Genomic DNA, 24,685 nt, shown 5'->3' with positions numbered 1-24,685 from the left:
GTCACTGGGTACGGGCGCCTCCGAAGATCGATGAGTACGAGGCTCCAGGTAAGACAGCAGTCGACCGAGATCCGATGCCGCGATCGCCCGATCCGACAAGTAGTGGTCACCGGAACCCAGCGGACCCGCACCCCGTCACAACACCATGCGATGGAGATCATGGTTGCTGCTGTGCGTCGGTAATGATGGCTGCTGCCGTGGTGGGACTGCCGTGGGCACGCAACCCGTTCGTGGGCGAGCGCAGCGGCCTGACCGTGATGTTCGGCGACCGCGCCCCGGCGCCGGTCACCCTAATCCTGCTCGGCGCGCTGATGGTGGTGCTCGCCGCCGTCGTGGCCGCCATGGTGTACCGCCGGAGAATGAACCTTTTTCAACCTGAACCGCGCGGCGCTCACACACCGCGTCCGACCTCGCCCTCCGACGGACCGCAAGGGGAGGTTGAAAAGGTTCAATGTTCGCGAGGGCGGCGATCGTGGGCGGCCTGACCGCGCTGAGCTGTATCAGTTGGTACGGCATCCAGATCACCGGCGAGACCGTACGCGCCATCGGCGTGGACAGCGCCGGGAACGTCGTCGAGCCGGAGGCGATCAGCCGCCTTGGCATCGGCTGGTATCTCACCGCTGCCCCGCTCCTGACGCTGACGGTGCTCGCCATCGCCCTCATGCGACGCGCCCGGCCCACCACGCTCCGGAGATGATCGAAAGACGACAACTGTGGGCATTGCCCACCCGGCACGTCCGCTCAAGCCGAGATCAGCGCGTCCGAGGGGAGGTCCTATGATCGACATCAGTAGTTAGGTCGAGCCGAGGGGACAGCGATGGGCATAGTCCACATATTCGTTCGGGCCACCGAAGAGGAACTGACGCGCGCAATCGCCGATCCGACGAGCTTCGAAGGGACGTCAGTCCGTCCCCCGGAGGAGATGGCGGACCTCGACAAGGCGTTGCCAGACATCCAGGAACTCCTCGTCGCAGCGGACATCAAGGTCGACCTAGAACTGGGCGGCGAGATGATCTTTCCCTACGGCAACGACACGGACTTCGTCATGGTCTGGAGCGTTGACGACGTCGCTGACACCGCCGAACAACTCCGCGACGTGCCGTTCGACCGGCTGGCCACCTTCGTTGACGACCCGGACCTTGTTGACGACCCGGACGAACTCGACTACCTGAAGGAATACTACGAGGACCTGGTCGGCTTCTTCGTCGCAGCGGCGGAGGCTCGCGCAGGCGCTTTCATGATCACGACTTAACGTCACTGCACATCCCTCGGGATGAGCGCAGTGAGCGTCTTCTCCGCGAACACCCAAGATCAATGAGGCGTCGGTCCCGCTGCGTGTCCCGCGTATCTGAGGCGCTGCAGCTCGGCGTGGTCATGCCTCATGCCCGGGGAGACAGGACAACCGCGGACGGTACGGGGTGGTGTCGCACGTCGGTCCGGCGCTGCTGCGGATGCTCGCCGATCGGGCCGGGCTGGCCCGCAGGGGCTGGGCGCCGGTCCATGATCGGGATCGGGTACTGGTCGACCTAGCGGTGATGATGGCCGACGGGTGCGAGTCGATCTGCGACATCGACGTGCTGCGCCACCAATATGAGGTGTTCGACCGGTGGCCTCCGACACCACCGTGTGGCGCGGCCTGCACGAGATCGGCGTGCCGCAGCTGCGGCGGATCGCCAAGGCCAGGGCGAGGGTCCGCGCCCCGGATGTGGAAGCTGTTCGGTGGGCCAGCGACCGCGAAGGCGGCCGGCCGGGACATTGCGCCGGTGTGGTGGTGCGGGACGTGGACTCCACCATCGTGATCGCGCACAGCGACAAGGAGGGCGCCACACCGACCTACAAGCACACCTTTGGGTTGCATCCGGTCCTGGTGAACTGCGACAACACCGGGGAGCTGCTTGCTGTCACGCTGCGGCGGCGTATACGTCCTCGACGAGCCGACTGCCGGGCAACGCCGGAGCCAAAACCGCCGCCGATCACCTCGGTCCACTCGTCGTTCTGCTCGGCCAGAGCCGCGTCGACGAGTCCGATCAACGCGGTGCGGTCGGGAAAGACGCCGAAAGAAACGCGTCCGCCCCGCACCGGTCGGCGGGGGACGGACGCGTTCGGCGGGTCAGTCGCAGAGAAAGCCCCATGAGTGGTTGGGACGCCAGGTCGTCTCGCCGGAGGAGGACGCATTCCTCCAACTGAAAGTCGCCGCCACGCTGAAACTCGACCGTGGAAAGGTACACGGGTCGATGGTGGCGGTGCCGGCCACATCCTCGGTGTCGTGCCAGCCGTCGTGATCGTCCCTGGAACGCACCGTCAACCAGTCGGCGTTGCTGGTGCGCAGAAGCTTCACGTCGATGACCTTGACTTCGTAGCTGACGCCACCGGCGACGTCGGTGATCTTCGCCAGCCCCTCGAAGGTGTCGACGGTCTGGTCCCACCGGACGGTGACGCAGCGCTTGACCTGGGTGCCGTAGCACTTCCAATCATCGCTTGCCGCGGAGGCCGGCGACGGGGTGAAGACGATCGACGCGCCAAGCGCCGCGGCGACCATCGCGCCGGTAGTGCCGAGCCGGCCCACACGCCTGAGCCTCATGAACCTCTCCTGATTGCCAGTGATTCCGGGGGCCACCTTATCCAGCAAGATCGGACCACTGCTCAGGCGGGGCAGCGCGAGCGCCTTCATGGTCTGGAACGGGAGGACCGAGTCCAGGGGACGGCACAGCCCTCGTCCTGCTCGTGCTGCCGGTGGATGGCCGATCTGGTCGAGAATCCGGGCGGGGCAGGGGCAGCCACAGCTGACGCGCCTCGTCTCGCGCGAGGCTCGACACCATACTGGCTCAGGGAGCGGAGCCCTGCCGGGGAATTCGGCAGAACTCCGCTCACTCGGCAGGGCTAGAAGAGTTCGATGACGTCGACCTTGTTGTTCCAGGTCCCGCCGCAGGGGAAGTCCCACTGAGAGAGATTCGGGACTCCGACTCCCGGCGGAACGTTGAACACATAGCCCGAGCAACTGCTGTCTATCAACCAGACGTTGCCATCCCGGCGATTGGCCACGCTCGTGATCGAATTGTTGACATCCGGGAATGACGCCGCCAGGTTCAACGTGCCCGAACCGATGCGCCAATGCCACGGGTAGTTGGAGTTGTAGTCCTCCGCGGCCCAGAAGCAGAAGCGGCCGTTGAGGCAGTCACTCAAGGACATCGGCGAAACGGCCTGAGCCTGTCGGTCGCCGACGCCCTGGGCCTCGATGGCGGCGGCCCTGTCCGCGTAGCAGTTGGTGGCGCCGTCCACCTGTTGCACGCAGAAGCCGGCCTCTCGCCGATCGGGGGCCTGACCCGCGCCGGCCGGAGAAACCGTTCCGACCAGCGCGAGGACAACTCCCGCCACGGCAACCAGGGAACCCAAAAGCCACCGACGGATCCGACCTGACTTGCCTGGGGTTTCGGTGCCGATTCTGGCCACCATTCATGCTCCTTAAGGGTATAGTGTCATCCGAATTTCTCGGCCAACACCACAAACATACGGAGCACCTGCCGAAAATCCTTTGCCTGACGTCCACACTGTCTTGATCCGGCGTCCACATTGGCACCGACACTCCGGCGACGGCCTGACTCAGGCGGTCAGCGCGGAGCAGCACGAGCTGCAGCAGCTCGACCAACAGCTCTGCACTGCCCTGCTCGACCTGCCCGGCGTCGGACCTCACAGCGCCGCCATCGCACTGACCGCCTGGTCCCACCACACCAGGCTTCGCGACGAAGCAGCCGGCGCCGCCCTCGCCGGCGCCGCACCGCTACCCGCCAGCTCAGGCCGTTACCAACGCCACCGCGTCAACCGCGGTGGTGCCCGCACCCTCAACGCCGCCGTTCTCCACGCGATCGCCACCACCAGACGACGCATGAAACACCCTGCAACCAGCGCCTGCATAGCCCGCCGCACCGCCGAGGGACTCACCCCGAAGGAGATCCTGCGCCGTCTCAAGCGCTACACCGCCCGCCAACTCTTCCGGACCACCACGACCACAACCACTTGACAAACCACATTCACAGGCTGCTGTCCAACCGGGAGTCTCGCCCTCATCGAACCCCCGGCCCCCACACCCGCCCTGAGCTGCAAGATCAGCTTGAAAGCTCATACGGCGAGGTGGCTGGTGAGCAGCCATCGTCAGTAAGACCGAACCGGCGCAGACAGCTCGCGCCGGAAAGATCACCGGCCTGCTCCCGCATCCTGGCCACGTCCCGCAGCGCGGTGGTGTAGCCCCGGTCGGCCGCCTGCCGGAACAGAGCCTCCGCGCTAGCCAGGTAGACCAGGACCTTACGCACTTAATCGGACAGTTCCACTGATCAGGTTGCAGGTGTGCGTGGTACGAACGTCGGTCGTGCGCTGGTCAGGAGCGGGCTGCGTCGTTGAGGTGTGCAAAGGTTTGGCGCCAGTTGGCGTACCAGGCCGCGAACCATGGGTGGCGGTCGGCCAGCGGTAGGATCCTGGTGACCGTTTCCCGGTAGTACGAGGCGCGTTTGGCTGGTCGGGGGTGGGTGTCGAGGCGCTGGACGTTGCTCAGTCGGTCGGCCAGCTTCAGATATATCGCGTCGTCGGGCGCTTCGGAGAGTCGGGCGAGGTAGCGGGCCCGCGCGGTGGCTGGGTCGTGGCCGGGTTCGGGGTTCGGCTTGGTTACCCAGGCGACGAGTGTGGTGACGCGGGTTCCGAATCGCTCGCGTACCTCGTCGAGCTCGGTGTCGGTGTCTTCGACTACGTCGTGCAGGACGGCGGCGACCAACAGGTCGGTGTCGGTCATCGCTGCCCCGTTGGTTAGCACCGCGACCGTCTCCAGTAGGTGCTCAAGGTAGGGTTCGCCGGCCGGCCTGGTCTGGTCGCCGTGACGTTCGGTCGCGAAGGCCACCGCGTCGTCCAGGGCGGCCAGGGTGTCACCGTCCAGCCGGTTCGACAGCTCGGTCCGAAGCGACGCCCATGCCTGTACCGGCCCGAAAGTCTGCAGAGTGTGTGCGCCCATGACGGCAACTGTAGGTTGTCGCGCCCACGGGCACGTCCCTGGCATGTCGACGTCGACGTCGGTGCGGCGCTCGACCGGCACCACGGTTTCGCCCACTCTCGGAGCAGGCGGTCCGGTTGGGCAGGACCCAGATTCTCGTCGGCGTGGCGGCTCGATCATGAGGTTCTGGTCGTGGGGATGGGCGGGCGCCTGTCCGTCAGTTTATTGTGGAGCTGCTGCCGCGGATCCATCATCGCACTTCCGGAATGCCAGGAAGGCGCGCTGAGCACGCGCTGCGACCGGAGACCGTGGGACACCGCATCCTTCCGGTCACGCCGCTGTCCGGCCGAACTCAACCGGGGTCGAACGCGGTGGCGAGCCGCCGCGCCTCGGTGACCAGCCTGCTCGAGCCACGGCGCGCGGCCACCTCGGCCAGGCCCGGAACCTCGATCCGGGCTCCGGTCACGGTCGCCGTTTCGGCAGCCAGGGTGAGCAGGTCCGGGGTGCCCCGGGGTGGCGTCGGCGCGGTCAACAGCGCGGGCAGCGTGGCGGCGAGCAGTCGCCAGGTGGTAAATGGGGCACCGGCCGCCGCCGCGTCCCGCAACGGTTCAACGGCCCGGGTCAGGACGACCATCTCGGCCGCGCCGAGCGTACCGAGCTGCCGACCGACCGCTTCGGCGTCGAGGTCCCCGGCAGCGGCGAGGATCAGCAGGGCGTCGAGCGCGGCGGCCTGGTCGGACCGGTGCCGGGCCCCCAGCCCGTACGCCAGGGCGAGGTCCAGCGCCACGCCGCCGCGGCCGGCGCTCTCGGCGAGCAGCGGCAGCACCGCCGCCGCGCCCCGGGTCTCCTGGTCGGCGGCGCTGGCGATGTCGGGGAGGGCGTAGGTGGCGACCAGGCCCCGGTAGCCCGGGAGCAACGCCGGCCAGAGTATCGACCAGATGGCGCAGGGACTGTCGAACCGTGCCTGCCAGCCGGAGAGCAGCCGCAATGGATCCTCGAACCGTTCACCCTCCGGGCTCTCCGGCGGTTGGATCTCGACCACCATGCGCCGTGTCGACCCACCGGGGATGCTGAAGAAGGACACCGCCCGGGAGTTGAAGAACACGGTGACCGGCCGGGCGAGGGGTTCCGGAACGCCGGGGGTACGCAGCCAGGCGGCGAGCCGATCGCCGGCCGGGGTACCCAGCGCCGCCGCCCGCGCGGCCGACGCCTCGTCGACAACGGGCGGTAGCCGCAGCAGGGCCTGGGTCAGGTCCCATTGCCCCGGCTCCCGGTCACCGAGCGCGACGACCCGCTCATGCAGCACGCCGGGGTCGAGAGAGCCGTTGGCGGCGGTCGGCACGGCGAGCAGGCCGACACCCGCCGGCGCCCGGCCGAGCTGTGTGCCGAGTTCGGCGAGGCGCAGCCGGAGCAGCCAGTGCGGCGGCGTCACGCGCGGATCCGGGGGTCCCGCCTGGCGGAGTGCGGCGAGCAGGCCGGCCCAGCGGGCCCGCAGCGCGGCGGCGTCGGGGGCGTCGACCGCTGCCCGCAGCAACCCGGCCAGCTGACCGTGCAGACAGCATGGAGCCCAGGGGTGCTCCAAGCTCCGGTTCGGGAGCCGGTCCACCACCGCTCTCAGGCTCCGGGTGAGTCGGGGCTGGTCAGCACCGACCAGCCGGGCCAGGCCGTCGAGCACCCGCTCCAACGGCAGTATGGCCAACTCGCCGCCGAGCAGGACGGCGGCCTCCTCGACCAACTCGTCCGGGTCGGTGATCGGGGAAGGGGCGGCGGCCAGGACCGGCGGTGCCGGCAACTCGTCGCCCCGGTGTTCGACCGCCGTCGGTGCCGGGGCCGGTGCCGCCCCGTGCTTGGTCGCCAGCGTGGCGGCCCGGTCCCGTAGGTCGGACGCGGGATGCCCGGCGCCCTCCCGGAGTACGGCGGCGATCTCCGCGGCGCGGTCCGGCCGTTGCCGGGCGAGCTGGTCGAGCCAGTTGAGTTGGGCACGGACCAGCCCTTTGTCCGGCCGGGCCAGCACCGCCCGGGACGCGTCGAGCAGGGCCTCCATCTCGACCTCTGGCAGTCCGCGCAACGCCCGCTGCGCCATCGACGCCACCGGACCCGGGCCGTCGGCGAGCAGGCGGAGGTAGTCGGCGACGTGTTCGGCGCACTCGGCAGGGGTCGGCGCGAGCAGGTCGTGCAGGGCGACGAATGGGCGCAACGCGGCGGCCCGGTCGCCCCGGACCAGCCGGTCGAAGCAGCTCCGCAGCAGCACCGTCCGGTCCAGCCGGCCCTCGGCGACGAGCCGGGCGAGCGCGGACGGCAGAGCAAGGTTCTCCCCGGCCTTGAAGTCGTCGAACGCCAGCCGGGTGCCGAGGCCGTCCACCTCGAACAGCCGGGGCAGCAGCGTGTCGAGGAACGGGTCGGTGCGGAGCCGGTCGAGCAGCGGGACATCGCGCTCCCGTCGCGGCGGCCACGACAACATGCCGACCCAGCCCGTGACGAACCGCTCGTCGGTAGGGGGCGCGGCCCGGTCCGCCACGAGCAGGTAGGCGATGAAACGCGTGGCGAACCACGGATCCGTCCGGGGCAGCCGGTCCGCCAGCCGGTGAGCGAGTTCGGGCAGCCAGTCGACGCCCCGGTGCCGCGCCATCCGGACCACCGGCGGCCCGTCCTCCTCGTCGAGCGAGACCGATCGGCGGCCGAGCAACTCGGCCACCTTCGCCGCGCTCGGCAGAGCGCCGACCGCGGCGACGGCCAGCGCAGTCGCCTTCCGGCCGGCCCACCGGTTGTCCCGGAGCTTGCGGACGTACGCCGCCAGTTCGGTGCCGATCTGGCGGCGCCGCGACTCGTCGAGGCCGGTGAGCGCCACCGTGATCTCGTCGACCGCGCCTTCGTGGATGAGGTCGAACAGGTCCGTGGTCACGCGGGGACCTCCGCCCGGCCGACGAGCATCGTGACCGCGAGGGCGTGTTTGCTGGGACCGCGCTGCCCGCGGCGTCCGGTCCCCCAGGGGCGGGAGCAGATGTGCTGGTCGGTGTCCAGCTTCCGGGGGCTGGGCGTCGACAGCGAACCGGCGACGGGCGCGCCGTACACCCGGAGGGCCTTCGCGAAGCGGCGCATCCCGCGCAGCGCGGTGAGCCGACCGGCGCCGGCGAGACAGGCCGCGCCGGGTGTCGGCCAGGTGGGCAGCCGGAGCGTACGCCCGGCCGGCACCGACCGGTCACGGCCGGCCGGAAGCCGACGCAGGAAGACGGCGGCGTCAGCAGTGGTGATCTCGGCCCGCGGTGCGAGGTCGGCGGCGAGCACATGCACCTCGGCGAAGCCGCCCAGCCAGCGGGGCGGCGGCGGAACCTCTTTCTCCACCACGCTACCGTCCATCGTGGAGACGGTGAGGTCGTCGGGGCCAACCGATACGCGCAGCGGGTCGACGCCGCCGACCCGGGCCAGGGCCCTCCGCAGCGTCGGGTTGACGACGACGTTGGTGGTGTCGTGCGCGCCGATCTCGCCGTCGATCCCGGTCGGCAGCACGTCGCGACGGGCAGAGACGCCGCAGCATCCGGAGAAGGACTCGAAACGCAACCGGTCACGGCTGCCGGTCACCACCGGGCCCAGGCCGGCCGGGTCGACGGGCCGGTGGTATCGGGCGCGGGCGACCTCGGCGACCGCGAGCAGGTCACCAGCGGCGGCCCGGGGCTTGCTGGGGAAACCGGCGAAGAACCGCGGGTAAGCCAGCGGACCGCCACGGGTTTGCAGGGCGAGCCCGTCGGGACGCATGACGGCAGGCCGGAGATACCGGTACGGGACAACGGCGGTCACGACGCGGGATGTTATCCGCCACGACCGACACGCGCGCACGGTCCCGGCGTTACCGCCACCACCGCCGTTACCTGCCCGGTGCTGGACGAGATCCTGGTGCTCAGGCGGCGAGCTGTCGTTCAGATCCACACTTCGGTTTTCCTTACAATCTCCGGCTGGAGGTGCGTACATGGCGTGCGCGTGGGGGCAGATGGGGGAGCAGCCGGCCGTTCCCAACGGCGCTTGACGGTGTTCAACCCCTCCGAGCTGCTCCGATTGCCCCAGTGCGTACCACAGGCTTTGGTATTTGCACTCGTCAGAGCGTTGTGAAGTCGTTCCTTGACCAGGAGGAGTCACTGGTCCAAACCCAGTATCGCCCACCAACTATATAAGCAGTTCAAGTGGCTTGTTATCGAAGATTCGGTAATGGGCCGTTTTGTAGTTGCTCATTACGGGGGAGGAGTAAATGGGGAGCACATGATCGTCACCGGCGGCCCCGGCGACTGGATACTTCGGAACTCTCCCGCCGTTGTCCGGCGCGGCGTCCCGGTCCGGTCCTTGACAAAAACTAGTAACGCAGTGTCTAGTGCCATGCATGGCGCTTCCGGAAACCTTGCTCGGGCTGTTGGAGCCCGTGCCCCGACACGGCTACGACCTCCGGCGCGAGTACGACGCGCAGTTCGGTTGGAATCGGCCGGTGAAACCACCCCAGGTGTACGCCACCCTCGCCCGTCTGTCCCGGGACGGCGAGATCGAGGCGGTGGCCGTCGAGCGGGTAGGTGGTCCGGACCGGACGACTTACGCGCTGACCCCGGACGGGGTGACCCACCTGGAGCGGTGGTTGGCCGAGCCGGAGGGGATCTCGGCCTACCTGCAGTCGGTGGTCTACGTCAAGGTGATGATCGCGCTGCGGTCCGGGCGGCCGGCCCGGCAGGTGCTCGACGCGCAGCGCGCGGCACACCGCCAGACGATGCGGGAGGTGACGGCACGCAAACGGGGTGGCAGCACCGCCGTAGCCGTCGCCTGCGACTTCACTCTCTTCCACCTCGACGCTGACCTGCGGTGGATCGACCACACCGCAGCCCGGCTGGACCACCTGGCTCGGGAGGTGCGATGACCGGCTCCCTGCTGCGGACCGTCGACCTCCGACTCGCCTTCGGGGCTACCCAGGCACTGGCCGGAGTCTCCGTGGAGATCGGCCCCGGTGAGCTGGTCGCGCTGGTCGGCCCCTCGGGTTCGGGCAAGTCCACCCTGCTGCACTGCCTCGCCGGCATCCTCCGGCCGGACAGCGGCACGGTGTGGTACGACGGCGTACGCCTCGACGACCAGTCCGACGACCGGCGTAGCCGGCTGCGGCGCACCGACTTCGGTTTCGTTTTCCAGTTCGGGTCGCTGGTGCCGGACCTGACGGCGTTGGAGAACATCGCCTTCCCGCTACGGCTGGCCGGGGTACGGCGGCGGGTGGCCGAGGCACGGGCCCGGGAGTGGCTGCACCGGCTCGGCGTTGCTGACGTGGCCGGCAAACAGCCCGGCGCGATGTCCGGCGGCCAAGGTCAGCGGGTGGCGGTGGCCCGGGCGCTGGTCACCGGGCCACGGGTGGTGTTCGCGGACGAGCCGACCGGTGCGCTCGACAGCTTCAACGGTGAACTCGTCATGGACGAGTTGGTGGGCACGGCCCGGGAGCAGGGCGCGGCGGTGGTGCTGGTGACGCATGACCCCCGGGTCGCGGCGTACGCGGATCGGGAAGTCGTGTTGCGGGACGGCGCGACGGCGCCAACGGAGGTGTCGGCGTGACCGGGTGGGAACTGGCGCTTGGACTCCGGCTCACCTTCACCGGCGGGCGCGAGGGATGGATCCGACTGCTCACGATGGTCGGTGGGGTGGCGGCGGGAGTCGTCCTGCTGCTCGCGGTCGGGGGTGTGCTGCCCGCCGTGGTGGAGCGGATCGGCAAGAACGCGGCCCGGGCGGTCGTGCCCACCGCCGACGCCGGGACCCGCACCGAGGGAGTACGGGCGGCGCTGTCGGTCGGGTTCTGGCGCGGGCGTGAGATCCGGGTGCTCCGGGTCGAGATCGTCGGCCCGGCGGTCGCCCCACCGCTGGGCGTACCGAGGACTCCGCGGGCCGGGGAGATGTTCGTGTCGCCCGCACTGGCGACGGCGATGGCCGGCACACACGGTGCGGAACTCGCGCCACGCCTGCCCGAACGGACGGTGGGCACGGTGACCCCGGCGGGTCTGGTCGGCCCGGAGGAGATGTACGCCGTCGCGGGCCCACCGCCCGGTGGCCTCGTCGGCCCGCCGGGCATCGAATCCGGCCTGTCAAGGGCGTTCGAGCGCCCCGCACAACAGTCGCTGTTCGCATCCCAGGGCGTGCACGTCGACGGGACCGGGATGGGTCAGGAGGCGAACGCCACGGGCACCCTGCTGGTGGTGGTCGCCCTGGCGGGTGTGGGCCTGGTGGTGCCGCTGCTGGTCCTGATCGGCACCTCGGTCCGGCTCTCCCAGGCCAGCCGGGAACGGCGGGCCTCCGCCATGCGTCTGGTCGGCGCCACCGCAGGCCAACTGCGGATGCTCGGCGCGGTGGAGGCTGCGGTCGTTGGAGTGCTCGGCGTACTGGCGGGTATCGCACTGTTCTTCCTGCTCCGCGCCCCGGTGGCGGCGTTACTGCCGATTCCGGACGGCCTCTATCCACAGGACGTGGCACCGCCACCAGCGGTGGCGATGGCCGTACTGGTCGGAGTGCCGGCGCTGGCCGCCCTGACCGGTACTCTCGCGCTCCGCCGCGCGGTGGCGTCCCCGCTCGGCGTACGGCGGCAGGCCAAACCGGCCCGCGCCGGCGCTTTCCGGCTGCTCCCGCTCGGCCTCGGTCTCGCCATGCTGGTCGGCGCCTACGCCGACCGCCGGGCCGTGCTCGCGGGTGCCTGGCACGGTCGTGCACTGCTGCTGGGCGGGGCGGTGCTGTGTCTGGTCGGCCTGGCGGTCGGCGCCGCCGCGCTGGCCCGAGTGACTGGCCTGGCGGTGGCGCGTTGGGGACCTGGTCTGGCCAGCCAACTCGCCGGGCGTCGACTGATCGCCGATCCGGCCGGCGCCGCCCGGGCGGTCACCGGGACCGCTCTGGTGGTCGTCCTGCTCGGCTGGGTGGTGGCGCTGCTGCCCGTCCTCGACCAGATCGCCGCCGACGGCGACGACGGCCTGGCCGGTGCCCTGCGCCCGCACACCGTCGTGGTGACCCTCGCCGCCGACGCCCGGGTGGAGCCGGTCGTTGAGACACTGCGCGCGGTGGACGGTGTTGCCCAGGTCGCCGCGGTCCGCCACCTGGGCCTACTGCCGCCCGGCGTACGACCAACAGACTGTTGCAGCGACGGAACCGCACGGATCGGCGAGCAGAACGTACGAGCTGTGATCGCCGACTGCGACGACCTGGGACGGATCCTGCGAGCGCCCCTGCCCGGCTGCCGTCCGAACACCGTGCACTACCTCACTGGCAGCTACTTCCCCTCGTCGACCATCACGGCGGCGGGTCGGCTTCAACCGGTGATCGAGCCAGACCGTCCACCGGCCGGCCCGATCCTCGACGTGCCGGCGGAGCTTCCTGCCGTCACCCTGCCCGACGCGTTCACCAACCGTACCGACGGGCTGCTGCTCGCAGGTGACCTGCTCGTCCCACCCACGCTGCTTCCCGCCGACCTGCCCGACGAATGGTTCCCTAACCTCCTGGTCGCCACCGATGGCCGAGCCGAGACGTTAGAGGCGGTCCGGGCGCGCCTCGGCGCACAGCAGACCCCCTTCCCACCGCTGACCGCTGAGGAAGCCGTCGTGCTGGCCCGGTCGACCTCAGACGGCTACACCCGCGCGGCGCTCCTCATGACCATCGCCGTCGTACTGGCTGGCGGCCTCTCGCTCGCCGTCACCACCGCCGACGGCATCCGCGAGCGGCACCGGGCGCACTCGGCACTGACCGCGATGGGAACTCCCGCCCGGGTGCTACGGCACAGTGCCCTGCTGTACACGGCGCTTCCCCTGGCGCTCACCATCGGCTTCGCCGTGCTCGTCACCGCCGCCAGTTCCTGGCTGCTCGTCGGACTCAGCGCATCGACCGGGGTCGCCCCGCCGCCGTTACCGTGGGACGGATACGCCGCCATCGGCGCCACCACGCTGGTCGCCTGCCTACTCGCCACCGCCGCCACGCTGCCATTCGTCCGAGCCGTGACCCGACCCGAGGCCCTACGCATCGAATGATCCTTTTTCAACCTCCCCTTGCGGTCCGCCGGACCGCAAGGTCGGACGCGGTGCGTGGGCGCCGCGCGGTTCAGGTTGAAAAAGGTTCAATGAAGCGCCCGGCCAACATCCGATGACCGACCATCCGGCCTCGCGCGGATTACAGGACTCTTCCGGCGACACTCGGGCGACCAACCGCTCGAAACCCCGTAACGAGCGGAACCTGGAAGTCGACCACGGCGACCCCACCGCACCCCGCAGGATCAGGGCAGATTCCGACGGAGTGAGGGGCATCCGAGACAGGAATCCATCACCTCGTGTCCGTAGGGCGCCGCCGCCCCATCCTGACCGCGATCGTCGTGGCCGCCCGCACCACCCACAACCCGGCCGACGACCTGATCCCGCTGACCGTCAACGAAATCCGCCGCCTCTTCGCCAAACTCGTCCTCACACCCATCCGGGCCGCCGGCTACTGGCTGACCTGGTCAGATTGGCGCCGCCGCCACCAAGCACGCGCCAAGCTCAGCCACTACCGACGCCGCCAGACCATCGACAATGAACCTTTTTCAACCTCCCCTTGCGGTGGGGAGGACCGCAAGGTTGGACGCGGTGCGTGCGCGCCGCGCGGTTCAGGTTGAAAAAGGTTCAATCATGCCTAGATCACGAACCGGGCCTGAGTGCTAAGACGTCGTCATCGGGTGCGACGCGATCGCGATCAAGTCGGCGACGACTTCATCGAGCGGTCGGCTGGCATCCAGCTCATGTGTGCAGCTCGCTCTGAGCATCGGCTCGACTTTGGCGAGGTCATCCAAGATCATCGCCCGCTCCACCGGAGTCTTCCCGTACTTGTTCGTCGTTCTGCGCGCGACCCGGTCAAGGATCACGTCAGCGGGGGCGCTGAGCAGGACGACCGCGTTGAAACGATCGTAGAACTTCGACTGGTTCCTCACGCACCCTTGAACGAAGAGTGAGCAATCATCATCGGAGTCCAGCAGCCCGGTGATCCTTTCCTCGACCCAGAGCCACTCCCCGCGGTGCACCTCGTCGACGAACTCAACATACTCGCGATACTCGCGCCAGCCCGGATCGTCGGTGTCTACGACGCGATAACCGCGTCGGCCAAGCTCGCCGAGCGCCGACGACTTGCCGGTTCCCGACATGCCGGTTACCAAGATCTTCGACATCGAAGACAACGCTACCGGCCCGACCACGCCCCAACTCCACCAGGTCGGCAGCCGAGTGGCATTTACATAACGAACCGGACTGGAGTACTAGCCTCGACGGGTCCTGCCCCGACTGGTCGACTCGCCGCCCGACGTCGACGCGCCACCGTTGCCGCCGAGGCCGAAAAGGTACTTGGGGCGCACCCGCTTGCGGTCCTGACGCCGATGCCCGGCTCGACGTCAGGACCGCAGCCCGGATCCTCCTCGAAGTCAACGACTGCACCGCCTCCTCCGACCCCGGCCTGGCATCGGTCGATCGTCGATCCGTCAACAGCATCGGCGATGAGGCCCCGGCGCAGAAACAAGGGTCGAATAGGAAAGTCGTCGTAGCCACACCTGCTGCGACGACACGGGTCGGCGTCGGTGGCGGATGCCGGCGCTGCGGAGAGTACGGCTCATCGCAGCTCCATCCAGATCAGCAGGCGCCCGGGTGTCTACACCAGATATGGACAGACACGGCTTGCTGCGGCGCATCCCAGTTGGTTGATACCGGGCGGCGAGGCCGTGACACCGCGGATCGATCTGCCAGCGCACCGTTGACTCCTTGGCCTGCGTCACTGCGCCCTGAAGAGAGTCTTCGCGCGCGGGTTGCGGCAGATTCGGATGCCGAAGAGCTCACGAAGTCGTCCTTGAAGGACGATCCTGAGGAGTGTCGGCGAGGGGGGATACCTGCTCGATCCAGGCGAGATGCGAGGCTGAGCATGTGACTTACCCGCTCGCGCGCCGCGTTTACGACACCTGCCATCTGACCGGACGGTTCCGTCTCCGATCCGGGCAGGTCAGCGAGGAGTACTTCGACAAGTACCTGTTCGAGGGACAGCCGGATCTGTTGCGCGAGGTCGCCGAAGCGATGGTGGCCTTGCTGCCGGAGTGCGACGTGCTGGCCGGGATGGAGATGGGCGGTATCCCGCTTGCCACGGTGATGTCACAGCTGACGGGGCTACGCACAGTCTTCGTTCGTAAGCAAGCCAAGGAGTACGGCACCAACAAGGCCGCCGAGGGCGGCCCCGTGGACGGTCGGCGGGTCGTGGTGGTCGAGGACGTCGTGACGACCGGAGGTGCCCTACTGACGTCGTGCAGGCAGCTACGGTCCATGGGCGCCCGGGTGGAGACGGTGGTCTGCGCCATCGACCGCGAGCAGGGCGGTCGTGAGAATCTGGCGGCGGAGGCGCTACAACTCCGCGCCGCTCTTACCCGCCGCGACCTGGAAGCTTCCCTGATGGCGTGACAGCTCTGGCGCCGCTCGACCAGCGGCTACTTATCCGTGTACGTGATTTTGTGTCAGCGCGGCCGGGATGGCGGCTATGAGAGATCGTCGCTGGGCAGCTCCGGCGTTGGCCGACTCGCCGTAAATGTCGGTGGGGCCGGGCATAGTACCGCGCATGTTCAACGGGATTCGCGATGTCGACTGGGCGTCGATGCGTCATGCCTACGGTTCAGCCGAAGAGGTGCCGGCGCTTCTGGAAGCACTGCGCTCTCCGGATGCCAAGGAACGGGGCCAGGCGCTCAGCGACTTCTACGGCAAGGTTCATCACCAAGGTGACGTCTACGCCAGCACCACGGCGAGCCTGCCGTTCCTGCTTGAGCTTGCCGGTGATCCGGCCACACCAGACCGTGACAGGATCGTCGCGCTGCTGGTCAGCATCGGCGAGGAGGCGGTCGAGCGATGCGAGATCGACTACGTCGACGCGGACTTTGCAGGCGCTGCGGCGTTCCTGCGGGCACACGGGGAGGCGTTCGTTGACCTTGCAGGGGATGCCACCTGCCGGGTGCGTCAGGCCGCCATTCCCGGTCTTGGCCTGTTCCTCGACGATGCCAGCCGGGCCTTCGACCTGCTTCAAGACCGGTCGGCGATGGAATTCTGCTTGCTCGAACGCCTTCTGGTGACGCAGACGACGGTCACGCTGGCCCAACGGCTTCCGGTGATCATTCCGGCCGCGAGAGCGTGGCTCACCGGCCTGGCTGCGGACCCGGCCCGTGAACCAGAGTTCCGGCTCGCCGCGTTGATTCACCAGGCCCGGTGCGCTCCGGATGCGATCAGCGACGATCTCGTACCGGCTGTAATCGGGCTGTTGCGCGAGATCGCCGACGCCGCACCGCCGGAGCAGCCGTGGCCGGAGCCGCCGCCCGTCACGCCGCCAGCCGAGGATGTGCCGCCGTTCGTCGCCGCCGCGTTCGAGGATCTGGACCGCATCAACCGACGGCACGCACTGACCACAGATCTGTTGCGAACGCTGCACGCACTGCTGAACGCACAGGTTCCGCAGCGCACCGACCTGCTGGTCGAGCAACTGGCCAGTCCTTGTCCCGGCGTCCGGCTGGACGCGATCCGGATGGCAAGCGATCTCGTCGGAGCCTGGCGTGGTGACCACAGCGCCCTGATCCGGCTGGTCGCCGCCCAACTCGGCGGAAGCAACCTGGAAGTCGCTGCCGAAGCGGCAACGCTGCTGGAGAAGCACTACGCAATCGCAGAACCAGCCCGGGAAACCATGGCCGCCCTACTCACCGGCCATGGGCCGGACGGGTGGGCCACTCCGCGACGGCATTTGCGCCGGGTGCACCAGAAGACGGCCGTGGCTTTGGCTCGGCTCGGGGACGTACGGGCACTCCCCAGCCTGCTGATGGCGCTGGACAGCGACGTCGACGCCTGGCTCGCCGTCCAAGTGGCGGGAGCGCTGCCGCAGGCCGCGGATCAGTTGGTACCCCGCCTGCGTGACCGGCTGAGCAGCGCCGACCTGTCCAAGGAGTGGCCGTCCAACCCACGTGGCATCCTGTCCGCTCTAGCCAAGCTCGGCGATCCCAGCGCACTGCCGACAATCACCGAGCAGCTCGCCGCCGCCGCCGGGCGGCAGAACTGGGACGTGGTGAAAGCCGCTCTGACGGCGCTGCGGGCATTCGGTCCGGCGGCGGCACCCGCGCTCGCTACGATCAGGTCGTTGATCGCCGTCGACGATACGTGGACCAGGTCCGAGGCTGTCAGCACGCTCTGGGCGGTCGGCGGCGACCGCGACGAGGTCCTGCCGCTCTCTCTTGCGCTGCTCGACACCTTCGCGCTTCGGGAGGCGGCCGAGGTGCTCGGCCAGATCGGTCCGCCTGCCGCGGCTGCGCTTCCCCGCCTGCGCGAACTGTTGGCGGACAGGTACGAATGGAACCGCGTGCACGCCGCCGCAGCGATCTGGGACATCAATGGCGAGCCGGAAACCGCAGTCGTGCTGAGCACCCTGCTACAGGCATGGCGGCAGAACCCAGCGACGGGCAACCATGTCGCGGCCTGCCTGAAACGGATGGGCTCGGCCGCTGCACCGGCATTGCCGCATGTCCGCGCTGAGCTCGCCCGCCCCGGGCGGAGCGGCCGGTTCGGAGGTGTCGACAACGACCAGGAGATGCTGCGGGATCTCGCCGAGGTACTGCTCATCGATTGATGCCAGCGGCCCAACAAGATTCAGCCGCAGCAAATCAATGCCCTCTGCGGAATTGGCAACATATCCCGAAACACTGAACCTTTTTCAACCTCCCCGTGCGGTCCGTTGCAGCGCGAGGTCGGACGCGGTCTGTGAACGCCGCGCGGTTCAGGTTGAAGGGTTCACTACTGTGCGGAGTTGAGAAGCCGGTTAGCGAGTGTTGCCCCAGGGCTCTGCCGGTATCCTTTCGGTAACCTGCCGGCGGCCCTGGCGCAGCCGTAGGGCAGGCCCTGTGCCGACGCCGCTGACCCCGGTGGCGCGGCATGCACGGCGACCGGGTAACCCCGTCCGGCGGCACCCGCGAGGTGATCGTTCCCGCCGGCCTGGGCAACGAGATCGTGCAGGACGAGGGCCAGTTCGCCGGCATGGTCCGGGAACAGGTCGTCTACAACGGCGTCGACACCAAACCCGTCTCGAAGACCGTCAGACCACGTGACCGCGCTGGCCTGTGGTAGCAACCCGGCCACCAGCGCCGACATCATCCCTGTGGTAGCAGGGTCGGGGTCGGGCCAGACGGTGGCTTGTTGGCGATGTGGAGCGCGCATGGCGACCGACGCCGATATGGCCGCCGGCTGTTGGCCACCGGCAGCGGTGCTCGTCAGATCGTGCTCGACGGTGCGCTGGAGCCGTCGTTCAGAAAGTAGTGCGTCACTCGGCGACGCATCGGGTCTTGCGGCGGGGGCCTTGGTAGCCCTCGCCAGGCCGGCCGGCCTACATCGGTGGCAAAAGGCCGTCTGAGGTGCGGACGGTGCCGTCGGCAAGCTGGGCCTACCGCGTCAGCCGGTAGAGGCTCACCTGCTCTCTCCGGTCCGCTAGTTCGTAGCCGAGCACCGGCAACTGTCGTATCGCGGCCAGTTGCTGGTCGACCGGCGCGAGTCCTGGCATCGGGGGATCGATGACCGCCACCCAGTCCGGGCGGAGCTGCCGGTTGGGAAAGCCGGGGAAGAGGTAGACCGTCGTACGGTTGGTGAGCTGCGGCGCCAGGGAGTTCTCGGCGGCGACGGTCGCCTGGTCCGGGACGATCGCCAGCGCCTCCCGTTCCGCCGACGATATTACGGGCCGCCAGGCCGCGCCCTGGAGGAGCTGACCGACAGGAGAGTGCACGAACAGCAGGACGACGAACACGACGCACCACGCACCGACCAGCTGTCGGAACCGCCTGGCGTATCGCGGCAGCGCCGCCCCGACGACGGCATGGACCTGCGGCACGGCCGCTGCTGCGGCGGCGAAGACGACCGGCATGAGCACCGCGCTGTAGTGCAGGTCTGTCCCCCAGTAAGCGGGATTGGTCGCCCAGAACCGCCAGGCGATCGTGGGGAGCGCGATGACCAGAATCGGGGAGCGCAGGGCCAGGAAGGCCGTCGGCGCGAGCAGCATCAGGACGGTCTCGAGTTTCTGGAGGGGCATGACGAGCCGAACCAGAGGGTTCCCGACCGTGCCGGAGGCCTGGCCCAGGTAGGTGTTCTGGCCGTACACGTTGAAGTGTGGGATCAGGACCAGCACTGTCAGGCAGCAGGCGGCGACTCCCACAACCGCAAGCAGTATGCCCGTTCTTCTCGGCCCGCGCAGCACGATGTACAGGCCGATCGCGGCCACCGTGAGTCCGAGGTCTTCCTTGACCAGGAGCAGAGGAAGGGCGTAGGCGAAGGCCGCCCACCACTCCTGCCGATACAGCCGCTCCACACAGAACGCCACGAAGACCACCGCCAGGCAGGTCTCGTGAAAATCGAAGGCTACCGCGCTCTGTATCCCCCAGGACAACGCATACGCCGCGCCGAGGACGCCGCCGAGACGGGGTCCGCAGGTGTCGATGGCCAGCCGGGTGATCGGCACGACCGAGAGGGCGAACGCCGCGGCTTGGACCGTGAGCAGCGTGATGGGGCCGGGGAAGAGGAGATAGACCGGGCCGAGGACCGCCAGTATCGGGCTGAAGTGGTCGCCCAGGATGTTGACGCCCGGCCCTTTGAGCTCGCTGATCGGGATGTCGAAGTGTGCATAGTTTCGGACCACCTGTTCGAAGATCCCGAGATCGAACCCGGTCGTACGGCCGGTGAGATGGCGTACGACCGACAGCAGTTCGTAGAGGACGAACGCGATTCCCGCCAGCAGGTACGGCAGTGCGCACCGCCCCGCCGGCCGTACCCTGCCAGAGCTGGGCGGTTCCGGTGGTGTGGCGGGACCGAGCTTTTCCGGCGTACCGGGTCCGCGCCGGGTCGGTGTGCTCCTGTGTGAATCCAGCTCTTCACGCCGCATCGATATATGTTGACTAGCGGCGGTACGCCTGGCGCTGCGCCACGCCACGTTCGCTCGATTGATCCGGCTGACGTCCAGCCGCTTTGTGGTTGGAGGCCGCGACGAGGAAACAGCCCCACATACCCGTCGAGCTCATCAGCGCGGTGGTCGCGCCGCCGCATCCGCCGGACCGGGGCGGCACAGAGAACCGCTTGAGTCGTGACGCTCGTGTCAACGCCGCCTCAATAGTGACCACCGTGGTCCTCGAACCCAAGCGGAACCACGTGGTCAGTTTTCAGGCGGAGCCGAGTGCGCCGTGAGGCGCTGTGATTCGAGTGGAGGTGAGAGACCTTCACCGCCCGCCCTGTCGCAGCAGGGGGGTGGAGCTGAGGGCAGCCCGATCCGGGTGACGCCGGGGAGGGTGGCAAGCGGCCCTGACAAAGCCAGGTCGTGCCAGTACTGCCAGATGGTGCGGGCCTGGCGAGCGGGACGGAAAGGAGTACGCGAGGAACCGGCGTTTACGTCTCTCAAGCGTGTACCGGCTCGAACCTGGTGGATATGGGCCGGGAGCGGTGCGCACCCGTCCGGACTGTTCGGGTGGGGAACTCCTGGGCTGGGCTTCGGCGACTGGCCGGGAGACCACGGTGAAGTGCTGCGGGGTAGCCGTGGTGATGCCGCAGGGACCGAGTCGGGCTCCTCCTTCGTCAAGCGAATCACAGTGAACACGGGAACCACCCCGGTCCTGCCCACGGCCGCGCGTCCGGTGCGGCCGGTTGGGCTGGGCGCGTCGACCGTCGACCGGTCCGGGGTGGGACGGAGCCGCCGTAGTACTCCGAGCCGGGGAAAGCCCGTGCGCATGGGGAAGGGCGGCAGCGGTTTCGAGAAGGGAAGGAGGCTGCAATGCCGCAAGACGCGCCGTCGAATGGCAGCGCACCCGACCAGACGCCCGTTGGGCCGTGGTCGCGGGTAGCGGAGATGCAGGCCAAGCTTCACCATTGGGCGGCGGCCGATCCCGGCCGCAGGTTCGACGACTTGTTCAACTTCGTGTACGACCCGGCGACGCTGATCGTGGCGTTCGACCGGGTCGCGGGTAACCGAGGCGCCAACACTCCCGGCGTCGATGGCCTGACGGCCGCTGAGGTCGAGGCCGTGGTGGGCGTGCCCGGGTTCCTGGACGACATACGTGGCCAACTCAAGGCCGGTGCATTCCGGCCGCTTCCGGTGCGGGAACGCAAGATCCCGAAACCGGGTGGGTCGGGGAAGGTGCGGAAGCTTGGTATACCCACCATCGCCGACCGGGTCGTCCAGGCAGCGCTGAAGCTCGTGCTGGAACCCCTCTTCGAGGCGGACTTCATACCCGTCTCCTACGGGTTCCGGCCGATGCGGCGGGCGCACGACGCGGTCGCCGAGATCCAGCGTTACGGCACCAAGGGATACCAGTGGGTGCTCGACGCTGACATCGAGGCGTGCTTCGACTCGATCTCGCACACGGCCCTGATGGACCGGGTACGAGTCAGAGTCAAGGACAAGCGCGTGCTGACGCTGGTGAAGGCGTTTCTCAAGGCCGGGGTTCTCACCGAGACCCGCCGGCACGAGGACAGCTTCACCGGCACGCCGCAGGGAGGGATCCTGTCCCCGCTGCTGGCCAACATCGCCCTGAGCGCGCTCGATGAGCACGTGCACGGGCCGTGGTTGGAAAGTGGGATGATGAGCACTCCCAGCCGACGCGCCCGACGCCGAGGCAAGGGCCTGCCGAACTGGCGGATCGTCCGTTACGCAGACGATTTCGTCATCCTCGTGCACGGCACCCGCGCCGACGTCGAAACCTTGCACGACGACATCGCCACTGTGCTCGCTCCGCTTGGTCTGCGGCTGTCGCCAGCCAAGACCCGGATCGTGCACATGAGCGAATCGCTCGACTTCCTGGGGTTCCGCATCCAGTGGCGCCGCAAGCGAGGCACGAGCAAGTGGTACGTCTACACGTTCATCGCCGACCGGCCCATCCGGTCGTTGAAGGACAAGGTCCGTGCCCTGACGAACAGGTTGTCGCAGCAGCCACCCGGGGACGTGCTGATCCGGCTCAACCAGATCATGCGCGGCTGGGCTAACTACTTCCGGCACGCAGTCTGCAAGCACACCCTCGACGCCCTGGAAAACTTCGTGTGGCACCGGGTGATCCGATGGTGGATGCGACTACGCCGCTGGAGGTGGATAGACGTCCGCCGTCGTCTCATCGGCCGCAACGGCCGATGGACACGACCAACGGCGGACGGGATCGAACTGTTCAACATCGCATCGGTTCCGGTCACTCGGTACCGGTACCGCGGCAGCAAGATCCCCAACCCATGGGCACCCAACCACGCCTGACGGCAGGAACCGCGGAGAGCCCGCTGCCGGGAGACCGGCACGGCGGGTTCGGCGAGCGGCCTGGGGAAACGGACCGAGAGCAATCCCGACACCGCGCCCCAGGCCGACTCAACCAGCTCGGGAAAGACTGGACCGGCGCCGGCGTGGGCAGAGCGAGGACCGATGCGAAGAAGCGCCGATGCGCTCCTACGGGAGGCTATGGGCCTGCAAGAGGATCGCCTAGCTGACCGATGCGGGGAGGCTACGGCAGGATCGCCGGGACCGGTCCCGGTCAGCAGGTCAACCCCACCCGCAGCCGACCCGGCCCCTGGCGAGCGACCGACCCGGCCCCTGGCGAGCGGCCACCCGGTCCCCTGGTGGGCGGGCGTCGGTGACGCCGGACACCCCTTGGACTAGTACTCCAGCCGTACCTGGTGAATTCGGTGTCTCCGCTGGTAGTGGCTTGTTTGCGCGGTACTGGTGTCGGCCGCGCCACCATGACCGTCGATGGACGTGGTCGAACGGTCGGATGGTGGTGGTCAGGTGTGCCAGGAGACGGCGGACCTCGCAGAGGGTGAGGGGGATGAGGCGTTCATGATCGGGATCGTGCTCCCCTTCGAGCCTGTGCGGCGGTGACGGCGAGGTAGGCGTGGGCCACCAATACGGTCTTGTGGCCCGGCACCGCCCGCATGTGCCGTGCGTTGAGCGGCCAGCATGCCACCACCGACTCCAGCAGGTAGAAGACCGGCTTCCAGTAGTCCGAGGTCGACTCCTTGCCGACCGGAGTGACCTGATGCTCGACCAGCCAGTCCCTGAGCAGCCCCTGCATCCGGTCCGGCATCGCGTTGCCGGCAGCCTCGGCCAGAAGTCCAGCCGTTCCTCGCCGCCAACGGCGACAACAGTCGACCAGGTAACTGAGGGCCTGCCGGCGCGGCTGCGTACGCCCGAACCGGTGCGCGAACCGCGCCAGCAGGCCATCCAGACCGGCCCGCCAACCGACGACCTCATCAACCAACACAAGCGCGAGAGCCTGCCCCGCCTGGCAACAGACGCATTCAGACACGAAGTGCGATCGCCGAGCCAGCCGGGCGTCCGACATTGAACCTTTTTCAACCTCCCCTTGCGGTCCGGCGGACCGCCAAGGTCGGACGCGGTGCGTGAGCGCCGCGCGGTTCAGGTTGAAAAAGATTCATTGATGCTGACAGCTATCGCATCGGCACTGATCGGGCGTCAATCAGCCGCCGACCTTCCCAAACGCCAAGAACCGCAGGTACGGCTGGAGTATCGAATGACGTTGTTGGTACGTGAATCACCAGCAACTTGCGGGCATCCGCCCGGTCAGGCGGCCCGTACGGTCGGTGAAGGCGTCGCGGAAGGCCGGGCAGTACTCGCGCAGCAGCGACTCGCAGCGTGGCGGGCCGCATCATCCGGAGAGCTACGGCGATCGCAGGGGCGCGAGCTGCACGGTCCACGTCCGGGCTGTCCCGACGACCGTCATGGCCCGGCAGAGAAGGTCGCAGCCCAACTGCGGACTTCCTTCTGCGAAGCCGCGGTTGATGAAGCTGATCGCTCTCGGGTGGTCACCCGCTTCAAGAGCATCCTCCAGCCCGGCGGCCAAGACCGCGGCGAGCACGGCGTGAAAACTGTCCGCCCCTCTTTCGCGGAGGGTCTTGGTGGGCTGGTGCGATGGTGACGGGGAGACCGTGGGCGGGGCTAACACAAAAGTCATGTCCTTCTCCTGTGGTGTGGGTGTTGCTCGGTCAGGCCGGTCAGACTGGCGCCCACCTGCCGCAGCCGTGCCGCAACGGCCTCCTCGTACCGCGCGGGGCGCGATTCGCTGATTGCTGCTGGGGAAGTGGCGGCTGATGACCCGGACGAGGTCGTTGACGGGACGGCAATGAGTCGTTGTGCCTGGGGCAGACGTCTCCCAAAGGGCCGCCTGAAGGGGATGACCAACCACCGGGCGCCAGCCAGGCCTCCGATCATGACGGTTTGCCTCACGGCGTCGCTGGTCGTTGCCGGTAACGGACGCGGCGCCGCCCGTCAGCACACTGAAATGTCGATGGCGATCGGTTGGTCTGGCAACGTCGGCCCTCAAACCTGGAAGTTGTCCTGTCGACACTGCCGAGACCTGGGCAGCACGCCCGGTAGGCGCTGGCCCGCCAACGATGTTGACGAACTGATCCACCACCCACTCTACGCGCACTACCCGCAGCGGTGCCGCCGCCAGCTCAGCGAGCTGACCCCCAGCGATGAAGGTGGCTCCCTCTCGGGGAGGATCGACACGACCTCGTCTGGTGTCCGTCGCCGTCACGTCCGCCCGGTGCGGTCCATCGTCCGAGCCACGCCCGTGTTGGGCGACCTGCGGTAGCGGTTGCACGTCGGTACATGCGGCGGTGCGAGTCGGCCGAGGAGCCCGCGACAGCACCGCTGCACCCGGCACCCCCCTCGACTAGC

General features: G+C 68.5%; 22 protein-coding genes and 1 pseudogene. 14 read left to right on the top strand and 9 right to left on the bottom strand.

All coding sequences use genetic code 11. The features are described from left to right. Window positions 1–197: 197 nt before the first annotated feature. The 4 genes and pseudogenes from ACQEVC_RS42525 to ACQEVC_RS42510 form a co-directional block, all read left to right on the top strand. Window positions 198–485 (top strand): hypothetical protein, encoded by a 288-nt coding sequence (locus tag ACQEVC_RS42525; RefSeq protein ID WP_432889794.1) that lies wholly within the window; start codon window positions 198–200, stop codon window positions 483–485. Further along, entirely contained in the window at window positions 473–697 is a 225-nt protein-coding gene (locus ACQEVC_RS42520; RefSeq protein ID WP_432889792.1) for a hypothetical protein, read from the top strand. The genes ACQEVC_RS42525 and ACQEVC_RS42520 overlap by 13 nt, the downstream gene beginning before the upstream one ends. A gap of 120 nt (window positions 698–817) precedes the next feature. Further along, a complete protein-coding gene (locus ACQEVC_RS42515; RefSeq protein ID WP_432889790.1) occupies window positions 818–1,252 on the top strand; it encodes a DUF1877 family protein in 435 nt (144 codons plus the stop codon). A 166-nt stretch (window positions 1,253–1,418) separates the two neighbouring features. Continuing rightward, window positions 1,419–1,989: pseudogene (locus ACQEVC_RS42510) on the top strand (transposase); the annotation flags it as partial. Window positions 1,990–2,110: 121 nt separating this feature from the next. Here ACQEVC_RS42510 and ACQEVC_RS42505 read toward each other — a convergent pair. Both ACQEVC_RS42505 and ACQEVC_RS42500 read right to left on the bottom strand, forming a co-directional pair. Next, window positions 2,111–2,671 (bottom strand): hypothetical protein, encoded by a 561-nt coding sequence (locus ACQEVC_RS42505; protein ID WP_432889788.1) that lies wholly within the window; start codon window positions 2,669–2,671, stop codon window positions 2,111–2,113. 209 nt (window positions 2,672–2,880) lie between these two features. Then, window positions 2,881–3,453 (bottom strand): hypothetical protein, encoded by a 573-nt coding sequence (locus ACQEVC_RS42500; RefSeq protein ID WP_432889786.1) that lies wholly within the window; start codon window positions 3,451–3,453, stop codon window positions 2,881–2,883. A gap of 100 nt (window positions 3,454–3,553) precedes the next feature. Here ACQEVC_RS42500 and ACQEVC_RS42495 point away from each other — a divergent pair, with 100 nt between their 5' ends. Continuing rightward, window positions 3,554–4,018 (top strand): transposase, encoded by a 465-nt coding sequence (locus ACQEVC_RS42495; protein ID WP_432889784.1) that lies wholly within the window; start codon window positions 3,554–3,556, stop codon window positions 4,016–4,018. A gap of 85 nt (window positions 4,019–4,103) precedes the next feature. On the opposite strand, the gene ACQEVC_RS42490 is transcribed toward ACQEVC_RS42495, so the two are convergent. From ACQEVC_RS42490 to ACQEVC_RS42475, 4 genes are all read right to left on the bottom strand, one after another. Continuing rightward, entirely contained in the window at window positions 4,104–4,307 is a 204-nt protein-coding gene (locus ACQEVC_RS42490; protein ID WP_432889782.1) for a hypothetical protein, read from the bottom strand. A gap of 65 nt (window positions 4,308–4,372) precedes the next feature. Next, the gene (locus tag ACQEVC_RS42485; RefSeq protein ID WP_432889780.1) at window positions 4,373–5,092 is read right to left on the bottom strand and encodes an HD domain-containing protein; all 720 of its coding nucleotides are present in this window, start codon (window positions 5,090–5,092) and stop codon (window positions 4,373–4,375) included. A gap of 235 nt (window positions 5,093–5,327) precedes the next feature. Continuing rightward, window positions 5,328–7,877: a DUF6493 family protein gene (locus ACQEVC_RS42480; RefSeq protein ID WP_432889778.1), complete on the bottom strand. Its 2,550-nt coding sequence runs from the start codon at window positions 7,875–7,877 to the stop codon at window positions 5,328–5,330. After that, a complete protein-coding gene (locus ACQEVC_RS42475; RefSeq protein ID WP_432889776.1) occupies window positions 7,874–8,770 on the bottom strand; it encodes a hypothetical protein in 897 nt (298 codons plus the stop codon). Before ACQEVC_RS42475 ends, ACQEVC_RS42480 begins: the two co-directional genes overlap by 4 nt. A gap of 574 nt (window positions 8,771–9,344) precedes the next feature. Here ACQEVC_RS42475 and ACQEVC_RS42470 point away from each other — a divergent pair. From ACQEVC_RS42470 to ACQEVC_RS42455, 4 genes are all read left to right on the top strand, one after another. Next, window positions 9,345–9,866, top strand: a complete 522-nt coding sequence (locus tag ACQEVC_RS42470; protein WP_432889774.1) for a PadR family transcriptional regulator — start codon at window positions 9,345–9,347, stop codon at window positions 9,864–9,866. Beyond that, a complete protein-coding gene (locus tag ACQEVC_RS42465) occupies window positions 9,863–10,543 on the top strand; it encodes an ABC transporter ATP-binding protein (RefSeq protein ID WP_432889772.1) in 681 nt (226 codons plus the stop codon). The genes ACQEVC_RS42470 and ACQEVC_RS42465 overlap by 4 nt, the downstream gene beginning before the upstream one ends. Next, on the top strand, window positions 10,540–12,987 hold the full coding sequence (locus tag ACQEVC_RS42460) for an FtsX-like permease family protein (RefSeq protein ID WP_432889770.1): 2,448 nt from the start codon (window positions 10,540–10,542) through the stop codon (window positions 12,985–12,987). The genes ACQEVC_RS42465 and ACQEVC_RS42460 overlap by 4 nt, the downstream gene beginning before the upstream one ends. A 338-nt stretch (window positions 12,988–13,325) precedes the next feature. After that, a complete protein-coding gene (locus ACQEVC_RS42455) occupies window positions 13,326–13,604 on the top strand; it encodes a hypothetical protein (RefSeq protein ID WP_432889768.1) in 279 nt (92 codons plus the stop codon). Between the two features lie 42 nt (window positions 13,605–13,646). Here the strand turns inward: ACQEVC_RS42455 and ACQEVC_RS42450 are convergent, their stop codons facing one another. Continuing rightward, complete coding sequence (locus ACQEVC_RS42450) at window positions 13,647–14,150, bottom strand: AAA family ATPase (RefSeq protein WP_432889766.1); 504 nt, start codon at window positions 14,148–14,150, stop codon at window positions 13,647–13,649. A 742-nt stretch (window positions 14,151–14,892) separates the two neighbouring features. On the opposite strand from ACQEVC_RS42450, the gene pyrE reads away from it, so the two are divergent. The 3 genes from pyrE to ACQEVC_RS42435 all read left to right on the top strand — a co-directional run bounded on the left by pyrE (window position 14,893) and on the right by ACQEVC_RS42435 (window position 18,105). Further along, window positions 14,893–15,417, top strand: coding sequence for an orotate phosphoribosyltransferase (pyrE, locus tag ACQEVC_RS42445; RefSeq protein WP_432889764.1), 525 nt, complete (start codon window positions 14,893–14,895; stop codon window positions 15,415–15,417). A gap of 154 nt (window positions 15,418–15,571) precedes the next feature. Then, window positions 15,572–17,611 (top strand): hypothetical protein, encoded by a 2,040-nt coding sequence (locus ACQEVC_RS42440; protein WP_432889762.1) that lies wholly within the window; start codon window positions 15,572–15,574, stop codon window positions 17,609–17,611. A gap of 302 nt (window positions 17,612–17,913) precedes the next feature. Next, the gene (locus ACQEVC_RS42435) at window positions 17,914–18,105 is read left to right on the top strand and encodes a hypothetical protein (protein ID WP_432889760.1); all 192 of its coding nucleotides are present in this window, start codon (window positions 17,914–17,916) and stop codon (window positions 18,103–18,105) included. 313 nt (window positions 18,106–18,418) lie between these two features. Here ACQEVC_RS42435 and ACQEVC_RS42430 read toward each other — a convergent pair whose 3' ends face one another. Continuing rightward, window positions 18,419–19,903, bottom strand: coding sequence for a DUF2079 domain-containing protein (locus ACQEVC_RS42430; protein WP_432889758.1), 1,485 nt, complete (start codon window positions 19,901–19,903; stop codon window positions 18,419–18,421). A gap of 879 nt (window positions 19,904–20,782) precedes the next feature. Between ACQEVC_RS42430 and ltrA the strand changes: the two genes are divergently transcribed. Continuing rightward, complete coding sequence (ltrA, locus tag ACQEVC_RS42425) at window positions 20,783–22,249, top strand: group II intron reverse transcriptase/maturase (protein ID WP_432889756.1); 1,467 nt, start codon at window positions 20,783–20,785, stop codon at window positions 22,247–22,249. 571 nt (window positions 22,250–22,820) lie between these two features. On the opposite strand, the gene ACQEVC_RS42420 is transcribed toward ltrA, so the two are convergent. After that, a complete protein-coding gene (locus ACQEVC_RS42420) occupies window positions 22,821–23,327 on the bottom strand; it encodes a hypothetical protein (protein WP_432889754.1) in 507 nt (168 codons plus the stop codon). 54 nt (window positions 23,328–23,381) lie between these two features. Between ACQEVC_RS42420 and ACQEVC_RS42415 the strand changes: the two genes are divergently transcribed. Next, the gene (locus tag ACQEVC_RS42415) at window positions 23,382–23,921 is read left to right on the top strand and encodes a hypothetical protein (protein ID WP_432889752.1); all 540 of its coding nucleotides are present in this window, start codon (window positions 23,382–23,384) and stop codon (window positions 23,919–23,921) included. The last annotated feature ends 764 nt before the right edge of the window (window positions 23,922–24,685 follow it).

The sequence above is a fragment of the Plantactinospora sp. CA-294935 genome (assembly GCF_050936445.1).
GTDB lineage: Bacteria > Actinomycetota > Actinomycetes > Mycobacteriales > Micromonosporaceae > Plantactinospora.
The sequence above is the reverse complement of the archived record's forward strand: the minus strand, read 5'-3'. Positions and strand labels throughout refer to the sequence as shown.

What these genes read in the sequence shown, in the direction of transcription:
- ACQEVC_RS42515 (WP_432889790.1), top strand. Translation starts at nt 818, where the DNA reads ATGGGCATAGTCCACATATTCGTTCGGGCCACCGAAGAGGAACTGACG.
- ACQEVC_RS42505 (WP_432889788.1), bottom strand. Translation starts at nt 2,671, where the DNA reads ATGAAGGCGCTCGCGCTGCCCCGCCTGAGCAGTGGTCCGATCTTGCTG.
- ACQEVC_RS42500 (WP_432889786.1), bottom strand. Translation starts at nt 3,453, where the DNA reads ATGGTGGCCAGAATCGGCACCGAAACCCCAGGCAAGTCAGGTCGGATC.
- ACQEVC_RS42470 (WP_432889774.1), top strand. Translation starts at nt 9,345, where the DNA reads ATGGCGCTTCCGGAAACCTTGCTCGGGCTGTTGGAGCCCGTGCCCCGA.
- ACQEVC_RS42465 (WP_432889772.1), top strand. Translation starts at nt 9,863, where the DNA reads ATGACCGGCTCCCTGCTGCGGACCGTCGACCTCCGACTCGCCTTCGGG.
- ACQEVC_RS42450 (WP_432889766.1), bottom strand. Translation starts at nt 14,150, where the DNA reads ATGTCGAAGATCTTGGTAACCGGCATGTCGGGAACCGGCAAGTCGTCG.
- ACQEVC_RS42440 (WP_432889762.1), top strand. Translation starts at nt 15,572, where the DNA reads ATGTTCAACGGGATTCGCGATGTCGACTGGGCGTCGATGCGTCATGCC.
- ACQEVC_RS42435 (WP_432889760.1), top strand. Translation starts at nt 17,914, where the DNA reads ATGCACGGCGACCGGGTAACCCCGTCCGGCGGCACCCGCGAGGTGATC.
- ACQEVC_RS42430 (WP_432889758.1), bottom strand. Translation starts at nt 19,903, where the DNA reads ATGCGGCGTGAAGAGCTGGATTCACACAGGAGCACACCGACCCGGCGC.
- ltrA (WP_432889756.1), top strand. Translation starts at nt 20,783, where the DNA reads ATGCCGCAAGACGCGCCGTCGAATGGCAGCGCACCCGACCAGACGCCC.
- ACQEVC_RS42420 (WP_432889754.1), bottom strand. Translation starts at nt 23,327, where the DNA reads ATGTCGGACGCCCGGCTGGCTCGGCGATCGCACTTCGTGTCTGAATGC.